The organism is Acidovorax sp. sic0104 (genome assembly GCF_019219095.1).
In the GTDB taxonomy this organism is placed as follows: domain Bacteria; phylum Pseudomonadota; class Gammaproteobacteria; order Burkholderiales; family Burkholderiaceae_C; genus Acidovorax.
On record NZ_JAHUWH010000001.1, the window covers coordinates 649,865 to 662,228 of the forward strand.

10 protein-coding genes are annotated in these 12,364 nt (G+C 57.5%); 6 read left to right on the forward strand and 4 right to left on the reverse strand.

Annotated features, from left to right (window positions below; all coding sequences use genetic code 11):
* Nucleotides 1-97: 97 nt before the first annotated feature.
* The 3 genes from KW835_RS03050 to KW835_RS03060 all read right to left on the reverse strand — a co-directional run bounded on the left by KW835_RS03050 (nucleotide 98) and on the right by KW835_RS03060 (nucleotide 2,497).
* Complete coding sequence (locus tag KW835_RS03050) at nucleotides 98-391, reverse strand: DUF4148 domain-containing protein (RefSeq protein WP_218380777.1); 294 nt, start codon at nucleotides 389-391, stop codon at nucleotides 98-100.
* Between the two features lie 88 nt (nucleotides 392-479).
* Nucleotides 480-767 (reverse strand): DUF4148 domain-containing protein, encoded by a 288-nt coding sequence (locus tag KW835_RS03055; RefSeq protein ID WP_218380788.1) that lies wholly within the window; start codon nucleotides 765-767, stop codon nucleotides 480-482.
* A gap of 479 nt (nucleotides 768-1,246) precedes the next feature.
* Nucleotides 1,247-2,497: a hypothetical protein gene (locus KW835_RS03060; RefSeq protein ID WP_218380789.1), complete on the reverse strand. Its 1,251-nt coding sequence runs from the start codon at nucleotides 2,495-2,497 to the stop codon at nucleotides 1,247-1,249.
* A 114-nt stretch (nucleotides 2,498-2,611) separates the two neighbouring features.
* Between KW835_RS03060 and istB the strand changes: the two genes are divergently transcribed.
* The 5 genes from istB to KW835_RS03090 all read left to right on the forward strand — a co-directional run bounded on the left by istB (nucleotide 2,612) and on the right by KW835_RS03090 (nucleotide 9,022).
* Complete coding sequence (gene istB / locus KW835_RS03065; RefSeq protein ID WP_218380790.1) at nucleotides 2,612-3,364, forward strand: IS21-like element helper ATPase IstB; 753 nt, start codon at nucleotides 2,612-2,614, stop codon at nucleotides 3,362-3,364.
* A 576-nt stretch (nucleotides 3,365-3,940) separates the two neighbouring features.
* On the forward strand, nucleotides 3,941-4,468 hold the full coding sequence (locus KW835_RS03075) for an HAD domain-containing protein (protein ID WP_339385485.1): 528 nt from the start codon (nucleotides 3,941-3,943) through the stop codon (nucleotides 4,466-4,468).
* A 700-nt stretch (nucleotides 4,469-5,168) separates the two neighbouring features.
* A complete protein-coding gene (locus KW835_RS03080) occupies nucleotides 5,169-6,398 on the forward strand; it encodes an N-6 DNA methylase (protein WP_218380793.1) in 1,230 nt (409 codons plus the stop codon).
* On the forward strand, nucleotides 6,395-8,125 hold the full coding sequence (locus KW835_RS03085; RefSeq protein ID WP_218380794.1) for a hypothetical protein: 1,731 nt from the start codon (nucleotides 6,395-6,397) through the stop codon (nucleotides 8,123-8,125). Before KW835_RS03080 ends, KW835_RS03085 begins: the two co-directional genes overlap by 4 nt.
* Nucleotides 8,126-8,134: 9 nt before the next feature.
* Nucleotides 8,135-9,022: a hypothetical protein gene (locus tag KW835_RS03090; RefSeq protein ID WP_218380795.1), complete on the forward strand. Its 888-nt coding sequence runs from the start codon at nucleotides 8,135-8,137 to the stop codon at nucleotides 9,020-9,022.
* A 461-nt stretch (nucleotides 9,023-9,483) separates the two neighbouring features.
* On the opposite strand, the gene KW835_RS03095 is transcribed toward KW835_RS03090, so the two are convergent.
* Nucleotides 9,484-10,866 (reverse strand): hypothetical protein, encoded by a 1,383-nt coding sequence (locus KW835_RS03095; protein WP_218380796.1) that lies wholly within the window; start codon nucleotides 10,864-10,866, stop codon nucleotides 9,484-9,486.
* Nucleotides 10,867-12,058: 1,192 nt separating this feature from the next.
* On the opposite strand from KW835_RS03095, the gene KW835_RS03100 reads away from it, so the two are divergent.
* The gene (locus KW835_RS03100; protein WP_056173280.1) at nucleotides 12,059-12,349 is read left to right on the forward strand and encodes a co-chaperone GroES; all 291 of its coding nucleotides are present in this window, start codon (nucleotides 12,059-12,061) and stop codon (nucleotides 12,347-12,349) included.
* Nucleotides 12,350-12,364 lie beyond the last annotated feature (15 nt).

Below are 12,364 nucleotides of genomic sequence, written 5' to 3' on the forward strand. Positions count from 1 at the left end.
TCGGCGTGTGCGGTATTCAAAACACTCCCCATGGCAGCAGCGCCCGCGAAAGACCCGCGAATCGCCACCACCATGGGAAGGCCCGCAACCGCGTCAATTACATGGCGCTGATTTCGCCCGAAGGAATCTGGCCGGTGCGCACGGCTTCCGCAGCCTGGGCACGCACGGCGGCGCGGTCGGCGGTGGACTTGTAGGTCACGACGCGCGAACCTGCAGGCTCGATGCTGCGGGTCTGGGCAACGCTCGATGCCTCGGCAGCCACTTCGGCGCGGGTGCGGTTGGTTTCGAACTTCGTGGCGAATTGCGAAGCGTCAGCCTCGTCGGCGTGGGCGCCAAAAGCTGCGAAAGCGGACACAGCGGCGATGGAGAGGAAGCGTGCGGTCTTGTTCATGGTGAAACTCCTGAGCAATTCGATGAATGATGACGATGGTGTACCTAGGTACTTATCAATACGAGGCGCTGAATCGGTCGGATTCAGATCAGCCTTGCTCACCCGAAGGGATCTGGCCGGTGCGCACGGCTTCCGCAGCCTGGGCACGCACGGCAGCGCGGTCGGCGGTGGACTTGTAGGTCACGACGCGCGAACCTGCGGGCTCGATGCTGCGGGTCTGGGCAACGCTCGATGCCTCGGCAGCCACTTCGGCGCGGGTGCGGTTGGTTTCGAACTTCGTGGCGAATTGCGAAGCGTCAGCCTCGTCGGCGTGGGCGCCAAAAGCTGCGAAAGCGGACACGGCGGCGATGGAGAGGAAGCGTGCGGTCTTGTTCATGATGATTTCCTTTGAAGTTAAAAAGCGTCTCAAAAAAGCCGGAGAGAAGACGAACAGGTAACAAGTGCTTCTGACCGGGTTCGGTGAGTCGCCTTGCGGGTTCGGCTCATCGATGGGTTGAACTGTACGCCGCGGGTGTTCAAAGAAAAACCACTCAGTCGCGAACTGACTGTTCCAGTATTTGAAACAATTGTGGCGATTGCGGTCCCAATGCGCCATTGGCTGACACGCAGCATCGTCTGGTGACACTTGCAAGTGCGGAACGGCAATGATTCTTAGAAACTCATCAGCACTAAGTCTTTGATTTATAAGGATTTTCAGAAAAATTCGCCATTGCTGCTTAGGCAGTTGCGTCACTCTACTTTCGTCGGTGAGGATTTAGCGCCGCTTTACTTTAGTGAAATACCCAGCCAAGAGTGTCATGCCCGACCACCCGGCTCACCTCAACTAAGACTCACTGGGTGATTGAAATTTATCGTTCAGCTGCCAAGGTCTTCAGCGCAATCGAAAGCCTCTTGGTCGACAAAACGCCCTAGTCTTCGCAAAAGCGGAAGTAAGTCTCCGTCCGCATACGAGCATCCAGTGCGTTCGGGGTCCGCTTGCTGAGCCTTAGCCGCCATTTCGGGCAAGTGTCCCTGGCCGCTGGCCAGCAATTCAGCCAATTGGGCATATCCGGGGCGCCAAGCACTGGCCTGGGGAAATACCCCTCGAAGGCTGGCAAGTATCTGCATACCGGAATGATCTAGGTCGCCAAAAAAATACACAGGCACTGTCTGCGAGTTCTCTCGACAGTCCCCCGGGAGGTCAAACAACCAAGAGCAGATTGCGGGCAGCATCTCCGTACATGCAGGATCTCGCAAATACAGACGGCAGCCAATGCGTGAACGTAGCCTTCGCGCGCTACCCCTAAAACCTGCCGCATAAACCAACAGACTCCTCGCCCAGGCGGAAGCGCGTGCACCAGCCATGTTCTCAAAAGTGACCAAGTTCTCAATAAACAGCACATCCTTGAAAGCAGGGAAACGTCCATCGCCGCACGCAAGCCCTGGACTGGGCGGCGCCAGCAGCAACTGGATCGGCGCCTCGAAGAATTGGCCTGAAGTCGCACCCAATAGTTTCAGTAGTTCCTCTCGATGGTCCAACACCTTGGAGCGGCCTTGAAAGACGCGCGCTGAGGCCTCACGGAGGGCCATAGTTCGGCCTGACCTGCACAAGTTGGTCAAGGTGGCGAGGCTGCGGGTGGCCTCTTCTACAGGTAGTCCTTCCACAGGGACCAATGGGCTACGGGCCAGGTGGTCCAGCACGGCGGCCGGATCGGCAGGTGCCTCCAGTGGATTCGCCGCCCAGTGTGCGGCCAGGTGCGCGCGCCATTGCTGGCGCCAGCGTTGGGCCTGTGGGGTGTATCCGGCCCACGCCGCCAGGGCGTCGAAATCGCACAGCTCCAGCCGGGGCTTGCGGTCGTTGAAACTGGCAAATGCGCGAGGCGCTTCCAGCAGCAAGGCGACCCAGCCCGTGGCACACAGGTCATCGAGTTGCATGCGCAGCAACTGGATCTGGTCGGCATCCACCGCATCGTGCAAATCTGGCGCAGCTTTGCGGTCCAGCGGCAGGCGCACCGGACCCTGAGCCGTGCTGCGCTCAGCCTTGGCGAGCAACAACCGGGCCAAGCGCAGCAGGAAAGGATGCGGCGAAGGCGGATCGGGCAGCGAGGATGATTCGGGCGTGTCCATGATCAAAGCGAGTGCCTGTGCTCATCCAGGCTCGCGCGGGCAGGCACCACCACTAATGTCACCTGCCGCACAACATGAAAATCTGCGCGGGCCTTCCTACTACGGAGGCAATACATGAGTGGAATTCATCAGACCATCACACGTCTGCGGGAGTTGCGCATGGGAGCCATGGCTGACGCTTTGAGCACTCAGATGGATACGCCATCTTTACAGCAGTTCAGCTTTGAAGACAGGCTCGGCATGCTGGTTGAAAGGGAATGGTCAGAGCGCGAAAACAAAAAGTTGAAGCGGCTGATTAAAGGCGCAGCACTTCCTGAGCCAGCAAACCTCGAAGACCTGGACTCGCGTGCTAGTCGGCAGCTTGATCGCTCCCTCGTTTCATCGCTATCAACTTGTGAGTGGATTAATCGTCGCCAGAACCTCATCATCTTGGGCGCGACGGGAGTCGGAAAAACGTGGCTGGCATGTGCTTTCGGAACCCAGGCCTGCAGGCTCAAGCTCTCCGTGGTGTTTTACCGAGCCTCTGATCTGTACGCAGATATTGGCTCTGCGATGCTCGATGGCTCCTTGCCAAAGTTGAAGGCGGCGCTGATCAAGCCGCAGTTGCTCATCTTGGATGACTTTGGCATCGGCAACCTGAATGCACAAGCTGCTCACGTACTGCTGGACGTTGTAGATAGGCGCATGCGGTCCGGTTCAATCTTGATTACGAGCCAGTACCCGATAGATCAATGGCATGGGCTATTTCCTGATCCGACGATTGCCGACGCGATTCTTGACAGGGTTGTTCATCAAGCCCATCGGCTCCAGCTCAAAGGAGAATCCATGCGGAAGCTGCACGCCGCGAAGCGGATGCAGGCGACCTAATGGTGATCACGGGGTGGTCAGGGTGCTGGTTTGCCAACACGTAAAGTGTTTTCAGCACCTTGACCATGTTTACTCGCTACGTGACCAATTGCAACTGCCAATCTGACCAGCCATCTACAAAGGCCAAAAGCTGGAGCTCAAACGTAGGGACTGCACCGTTATCGCTGCAGGCTAATCTACAGCCATTCCACGGACTACGCCATGGCTCTTGAAGACAACATCAACACTCTCACCGTGATCGTACAGAGAATGGTCAACGAGGCCGGGGACCCAAGCGGTTTTGACGCGCGTTCTTGGCTTGACCACTGGCGTATGGAGGAGGTTCCTGCCTTGGGGAATCGGAGGCCTCTTGATGTGCTCTTTGAGTCCAATGGCCTGGAGGTGGTGAGTAGCTTGCTCCTCCGCGCACAGTCTGGTGCGTTTTCGTAGGCTTTGGCGGTGAGTTGCAAGTTCTTGAGTCAGCTCAGCTATGTCGTCGTCCCCGCAGACCAACTGGCGCCACACAGAATCCCTACGGCAATGCCCTCAGGCCAAAATTCCCCATATCTTCCAGCATCCACTCCGCGCAGTGCGGACATGGTTCTGTACCTGGACCTTGACGGTGTCGTCCACCACGAAAAAGTGCTCTGGCATCCCCGCAAGGGCATATACATGAGTCCGTACGAGGCGGCTGGACATTCTCTTTTCGAATGGGTTCCTATCTTGGAGTCTGTGCTTGAACCCTACCCAACAGTGGCCTTGGTACTGAGTAGCAGTTGGTGCATCCGTCCCGGATACAGCGCAACCCTAAAACGGCTTCCGGCCTCCCTGCGTGCCCGGTTCATTGGTGGGACGTACCACGGACGCGTGCATGGTGTGGACCCTTGGAACGAGTCCATGTTCCGCACCCCCCCCCGAGGCGTGCAAGTTCAGGAAGATACGCTGCGCCGAAAGCCCCGGCAGTGGATAGCTCTCGATGACGACCTGGAAGGTTGGCCTGACTCCTGTCGCCGAAACCTCGTTGCATGCGATGGAACAACTGGCTTGTCAAACCCCGACGTCCAACAGGAACTGAGGGAAAAGTTGCACAGCTGCTTTGTGGCTTTGTCAGCCAAACCCGCTTAGTTTTTAGAAGCAAGCAGTTGGCGCGGTAGCCCTCCCGCGAGAGCCAGTCCCCATTTGCGAGCTGTGGCAAGTCGTTTCGAATTGGCCAAAAGCAGTCTTGCAGCGGGTGCTGCCCTTCGCTTTGCAGAACTCGACGCCCGCAAGCGGTCGTTGAACATCATAGCCAGGCGGATGGCGCAGCCGTCCGCTGGAGCGAATGCTGGAACCGCTGCGTTTTAATGCACACCATCGCCCGATGCCCGGAAGCCATTCCTTAAATCCAGCATAACTCTGACAAATAAGCGGCAGCTTGCCGTGTAAATCGCACGTACACCCTTACTGCCAACGGCAGCTTGACTACCTAGGAGTGCTATTGGAGCGATATCGTTCAATGACTCGCTCGTCCGCCCCCGTATAGCCAGCCGGATGAAAGCACGCGACTTCCCCAGACCAGTGGGGGCCAAGGAGACTGTCGTCAAACGAGGTCACCATGCTTCGGCTACCTCCATTTAAAAGCGGTCGCAGCGCAAACCTACCAGTTGCCCCGGAGAGCGATATTATGAGAGGCAGTGCACATATGTGACGGCTTGCAAGGGGTAGGCTACGAGCCTTCCTTGTAAAAATCTCGTGGCTGGTCGACGGTAGGGCACACTGTACTGCGCCTGAAAAGTAGCTCGAAAACAGGCGCTACAAATAAGCAACCCCAATACAGCAATAGAACATGGCGCTTGCAACTGCATCTCGATACTCCGACCCATACGGGCGGTACTACACACGTGGTGGCGCGGCGGAGGTGCTGGTTTCAGCGATGGGTCGCGCGCCCAAAGGTGTAGTTATCGACCTCGGGGCAGGTGACGGCGCGCTGGTTGGCGAAGCCAGCCGACGTTGGACCGATGTACGCTTCATTACAGTCGACATTGACAAAAACGCTGGCAGCTCGCGGCTCCTTGAACAGGCCAACTCCTCTTTCAGCCATCATGTCGCCGACGCCCTCGATGCGCAGCTCGCACAAAAAATCGGTTTGGACGTTGGCGTGGCTCATTCCGCCCTGTGTAACCCACCATACATCCGACCAAGGTGGCGTAGCCACTTCGGTCAAATTCTTGAGGACGCTCGACTGTCGGGGGTCTTTCCGCACATCAAGTGTGTTCCTGCGGACATCCTTTTCATCGCGCAGAACCTGCGGTTCCTTCGGCCGGGCGGAAAACTGGGGCTGATACTGCCTGACGGCATCATCGCCGGCGAGAAGTGCGGGGCGCTTCGGCATGCTTTGACTACGGAGCATCGGCTTGAGCGAGTCATCGAGCTGCCCCGAAGAATGTTTCACGGCACAGAGGCGAAGGCCTACGTGGTAGTCCTGACCAAGCAGGGTAAGTCGGCCGACGTCATTGCGCTGCAGCGGCTCGAGGCGGACGGGTCACTCACGAGACCTCTGGACCTTCCTGTGGACGAGGCAATCTCGCGCCTAGATTACTCATTCCACTGCGCACCGGCCCAAGACGTGTTTCCACGCCGTGGCCACGTAACGCTTCGTGACCTCGGTGCAACAGTGGCTCGGGGCACCTTCTCGTCAAGTGAGCGGAGCGCATGCGACTTTCCGGTGTTCCACACCACCGACTTCACAGGCACTGGCGTACCGAGAGCGTTCCATCTTTCCAAGGCTCGAGCGGAAACTATTGATGCCCTCTACGCTGAACCGGGCGACATCCTGGTGGCGCGAGTGGGCAGAAATCTTGAGGAGAAGGTGGCGATCGTCGAGCGTGGTCGCGTAGCATTGTCAGACTGCATCTTACGCATCAGAGTAGCTTCAGAGCTGCACGGGGAAGTTCTCAAGTTTTTCAGAAGCCAGGCGGGTCGCCTGGCTTTACAAACAGCGTCGCACGGAGTGGGCGCAAAATTCATCACCCGAGATGCGCTTCTTGATATGGTTATCCCGGGATGCCGCGCATGACAATGCAAGCAACTGCTTCGGCCGACGAGCTCAGCGCCACGCTGCAACAGCGCGCCGACTACATCCCGCTGGAGGACCTGCTGAGTGAGACCGCCAGCACAGGATCTCTGTTTAGCACGATCACCAGCGAGTTGACCAATCGAGCGTTGCGGACAATTGTGGGACCGCGCGGCTGTGGCAAGACCCATATGATGCGAGTCGCTTGGCTGAACTGCCGCGATTCCGCATCCAAGCCATTCGCGGTGTTTTCGTCCTTTCAGCGGTACTTCCGCCTCGAGCCATTGCTCTCGAGCAATGCGGGAGCGACCCAGCTCTTTCACTCATGGGTGCTAGCGCGAATCCTCATTTCCGCGCACGAAAGTGCACAGGCATGGACGCCCGCTATCTCCGGCGCTGACAAGGTATTCGAAGAGCAGGGATACCCACCTGACAAGTTGCATGCACTTGCTGCGCGTCTCGAGCGCAACCAGCCGCTTAATGACGCACTCAATGCGTTCTCAGACTCGTTGTCCATTGACCGCACCAAGGGCGTCATCGACAAGCTGCGGGAAGCCGCTGAACGCAAGTACACGGTGCTGCTGCTCGACGACGCGGCGATGACCCTGACTCCCGACTACCTAGTCGAGTTCCTGGACATCGTGCGCTCGTTGAAATCAGCGACGATTGCTCCGAAGGTTTCCGTGTACCCCGGCACCACCGAGGCAAGTCCACGTTTTCATCAAGGCCAGGATGCAACGGCGATACCGGCTTGGATATCCATCGAGAGCCCTGAGTACGACGCCATCATGGGCGACATTGCTTCCGTCCGCGTGAAAGGCATCGAAGCCATTCCAGACGACGTGACGGCACTCTTGCGGTTCGCGGCTTTCGGTATCCCTCGCGCCTACTTGACCATGCTGGAGGACTATCAGCGAGGTGGTTTCAAGACAGCCCAACAGGGCGTCAACCGGATCATCGTCGAACACCTTACGGCCCGGCTTGCAGAGTTCCGCACCCTGGGGAAGAAGATTCCTAAGCTGGAAATCCTCGTCGCGGCAGGCGAGACCTTTGTGGGCAATGTGGCGAAGGAACTGAAAGATTACAACGTGCAGCTGCTAGCCCGCGGTGAGAAAGGCCTCGCTTACGGCATCCGGGTCGACGAGCTAGTTCCACTTCTTGAGCGGACCCTCAACCTACTAATTGAAGCCGGTCTAATCTATAACGATGGAGACGTAAAGCACGGTGGGAACCGCATCTACAGAAAGTACATCCCGCACACAACCTTGCTGCTGAGCAACGGTACTTTCACTGGCCACAAGGGCTCCCTGAAAGAGAACCTCGACGGAATTCGGAACAAATCTACCAAGCATCCGCTCCGCAAGAGCCTAGATAGCGTGGTCGGCGAGCACTTCGTCGCTGGTCTCAATCTGGCGCTGCCAAAGTGCGCCAACTGTTCAGAGCGCCGGCTTACCGACAATCAGCGTTTCTGCCACAACTGTGCGCACCAGTTAGTCGACGCGTCCACGTTCAACCTGTGCCTTGATACATCAATCGCGGAAGTGCCAGGACTTACTGACTGGCAGCGGAAGCAAATCAAGGACAACCTCCCGTTCTTCAAGACCATCCGTGATTACTTGGCTAAACAGGACCCTGCTGCAGAGCTGCTGACCGTCTCTGGGTTCGGCAAGAGCCGAACCGCTCGCATCGTCGATGTGCTGAACAGCTTCGTTGACGACTATCTGTCGTAAGAGGCGGCAATGAGCAATTACGGAATCATCGTCACCGTACGGCCAACTCGCCAACCCATTGACACGGCGACCCTGTTTGACGCCAGCTATGCAGAAGCCAAGCAGTCACCAGTCGACCAATTCCTTGAAAACTGCCTGGCGCTAAATCGGCAATGGAGTTCGCTTGGTCCGACTGAAGAGGTCGTGCCGGAAGTAAGTCGGCTCATCCTGGTTGGGTATGTGTCTGCGGTTGAGGGCTACATGCGCTCGCTCATTCGCAAGCTTATCCATTGCGACCCGTACGCCCAGGCGCTCTGCGCGACTCAGCAGCTGTCGTATGCAGCCGCGCTCCACCATGAGCTCGATATGCTGCCGGATGCTCTGCTGGAGGAAGTCAGCTTCTCGACACAGAAGGAAATAGAAAAGGCCCTGCCGAAATACGTTGGACTAAAGAGTCTTTCCGCCGGCAGCAAGCGACTCATCGAAGAGTTCGACCAAATTCTGCATGTGCGACACTGCTGCACACATCGTTTTGGCAAGCTTGGCGCGAAAAATGCGACGGCCCTTGGTCTGCAGACTCACAGTTCATTGCTGGAGAAGCCGGTAAGGCTCAGCAAGACTGCCTTGGAAAGCGTGGCCGACTTGACCTTCTCCATGGTCAAGAGCATTAATAACGATGTGTTCACCTTCGTCCTGCACCGAGCGGCCACGGAACGGCTGCCGGACGCGTCGACGCCAGGCCTCGGTTGGAAGTGGAACAAGGCGCAAGACCGGAAGATGTTTGCGCGCTACTACGACATGTTTGCTAGTACGCGTGACGCGCAGCCATCTCCCACACGCGATAGTCTGTACGAGCTGTTCCGAGCTCAGTACCGCAAGGTTGGCACAACCTCTGCTAGACCAGCAGGAGCTGCCTGACTGGCTGCGCGGCACATAGGTGGCGCAAACCGGGCATTGGTGAACGTTCGCAAGTAGCTTGATTCAGGCTTGGACTTGACTCGGGTAGAACCGATGCATGGCAGCCCTCTCCATGCCTGCAGCGCAATGGTCTACTGCAGAGTGCTGATACGTGCCAGTCGAGTGCGCCCAATCTCATAGTCAATTAAACGGATTGGTGGCAAGTCTTCCGGCTCAATGATCAGCCAAGCCCCCTACTACTTGTCGATGGCAGTCCGAACAGCACGCGACCTAGCACGCTTCGGTTCTGCAAGGTAGCTTTGTGGGGATCTAATGTTTGGCAGCGGAGGAGTCGCTCCTAAGCCGAGCAACTCCGATTGGCACTGGGCCCTGGTCCGGTCGGTCAAGTAAATGCGGCGCATGTGGTCACGTTGCAGTGGACTCGGTGGTCAAGTGCATCTGGTTTTCGCACACTCGATTCTCTAAGCCTTGGAAGCTCCAATGCGCTGCCACCATGCGGGCAGGTCATTGCCTAGCGTCGCCGAGTCGCGAAAGGCGAGAAATGGGTCTGGCGGGTCGTCGAGCCGGCTAAAGACGTCGACAGTTTCGTCCGACAGCCAGGAGTGGTCCTCAGACACTCGGGGAACAAAGTAGTGGAGGTAAACGACGGCCGTCTGCGAACCCAGTTCGAAGGTGCTTAACGTCTTCTGATTTCGGAGGCGCCTCAGATCAGAAGCGTCACTGTGAAGCTCGGCATCCATTGCGATATGAACGATGCCCCGCCCGTGGTCGCCAATCTGCCTGTCTGCTTCCGCGAGTTTGCTACGCACATACTTGGCTTTGCGTTCATTCGCAACCGGCGAGACGCAGTTCCATGTCACAACGGATCCAAACTGCAGCCGATCGATGTATCTCGGATCCTCTGGATGTTCTGTGGCCCTTGCGGAGAGGTGATAGTTGTTCTCCGAAACGATGCGGTCTGAGAGCAGCCGCGCCAGCTTTGTCCCGAAGTAGAGGTAGCTGTTGCGCGTGTCGCGATGCACGGCGTCCACGTTTGCATCGCGGATGATGCCGCTACCAAGCTCATCCTTCCACGTATATCCTCCGGGGAGAAGGATTGGGCACGCCAGTGCTCGTTTGAGTCGTTGGAGCAAGTACTCGACATTCACTTCCTGCAGCTCCCTCTCGTAGGTCACATCGATGTCGACCGACAGCTCCTTCTCTTGCAGGAAAGTGTCGAGCGAGAGGAAGATTTCGCGGTGTTTTTTTCGCTCTTCAATCTCGTACTGCCCGCGCTGCAGACGCTTCAGCTCCACGAACAATTCAGGGCCTGATTTTCCAAAGGACACCCGCAGGTCAGGCGTCTTTCCGGGACCCTCTTCAATGAAGGTCACTTCGAAACCTTCTGCTGCGTAGTTGCTGGCCATGACGAGCTCGAACATCGCGGTGTCTGGGAGAACCTGGACGTTACGAAGCATGCGCAGTGCCCGGTCCTGCGCGCCGACAACGCGCTTCAGGTCCGGAAGGTTGGCGCCGAGCTGCTTGAGCCAGGGCGCGACGTGTGAAACGAGCGCAAAGTCATATGAACGACGGTCGTCGAGCAAAGACTTTCCTTGAGCTAGATAGGCGGCAACGATATCGGGCCCGAGGGTGGACCACGACGGGTCTCTGCCGCGGACTGTGTCATCGGCCACCACCTCGCGGTAGCGTCGCTGCGCGGCGCTTAACCGGAAAAAGAAGGCGGCAGCATCACCAGAGCAGGCGGCGAGCCAGTTGAGTGCAGCAGCGATGTCGGTGTCATTCTCGACCCCGCCGCCGATCGGGACGATGTAGCGTGCAATCGGCTTAGTGAAGCGTGCTTGCATTCAATGCCCTCCCAGTGATTTGAGTTGTTTAGCTCGAATGGTCCATCCGAGATCTGGGGAGGCCTCCAGGCTCAGCATTGCGGTAGGTTCGCGTGGCGTGTTGCACCGCCAGGCGAGCAAAGCTCCGCCCGACCAATCCCGCTGGAATCGTGGAGCCGTCAACCAGAAGGTCGTAGCCAGAAGCATAGCGAAGAAGCTGCTTGGAATAGAGCTGGCTCAGAGCCTACAACTCCTCCCGCAGGCGGAGTGTGAGGAAACTCACTCCGGCTTCTCCTTGCACCGCCTCCGCCAGCTTCACAAGATCATGCCCAAAACGCTTTAACTTTGGCTCGTAGCGGGAGAAATCGATATGCAGCAGGTAGGACTTGCCGCAGATCTCGATGGCCTGGCACAGCAAGTTGCGGCACACATAGGGGCGCCGCCTATGGCGTGGAGCTGGGCTCCGGCCTGGTAGAAGTTCAGGCCCTTTCTGAACCATTCCGCCGCGATGAGGTATCGGCCATGGTCCGTCCAGCCTGACCCCTCAATGTGGCTGTCAGTGGGAATCTGAACGCAGCTCATGTGGCCAATGTAGCTGGTCACCTGTCCTCACGCCGTACGTTTCTAGAGTGGGCTGGGCCCGGTCATCCAGACCTCAAACTCGAACGTCTGTGAGCAGCCTAAAGCAGCCCACCTAAACCCCCTTAGCTTTTGCCAGCCAGCGCTTCAACTGAGGCACCTAAAAATATGTACATCGGTGCGCGGCTGTTTAGGGATCACACAAAGGCGCAGATAAAACTAGCACCAAAACTGGCACTCATCCGTCTGCGGCAACCCCGTGACTGCAACCCGCCGGGAGCTGCCATGGAAGCACCTAGGTTTTTATCGATAAAAATAGTGAGCACCCACTTTTAATTTTGACTTCTGCTTTAAACGTTCCAAAGAATGACAGGCTGACGGCATACGCGGCAACTCCGCGCTACCGAGTCACCAAAATCTAAAGTTGAATGGCGGAAAAACGAAAGTAGAGTGGCGTTCCGCAGCAAGCCCTGCAAATGCGCCCCCGTCTTGAAACCGCCACAATTGCCCGTATCATTAGCACTCACCCCAGACGAGTGCTAACACCCGTCTGCCGGGAAATTTCGTGCGCGTCCGGCCTGCCGGGCGCTTTTGAGTCCCTCAGCCTTTTTTCACTGACAACAGGAGCATTGCAATGAACCTTCGCCCTCTGCACGATCGCGTGATCGTCAAGCGTATCGAAAGCGAAACCACGACCGCCTCGGGCATCGTGATCCCTGACAACGCCGCTGAAAAGCCCGATCAAGGTGAAGTGCTGGCCGTAGGCCCCGGCAAGAAGAACGACAAGGGTGAAGTGCTCGCCCTGAACGTGAAGGTCGGCGACCGCGTTCTGTTCGGCAAGTACTCGGGCCAGACCGTCAAGGTCAACGGCGACGAGCTGCTGGTCATGAAGGAAGACGACCTGTTCGCAGTCGTCGAGAAGTAATTCTCCCCTGCTGAT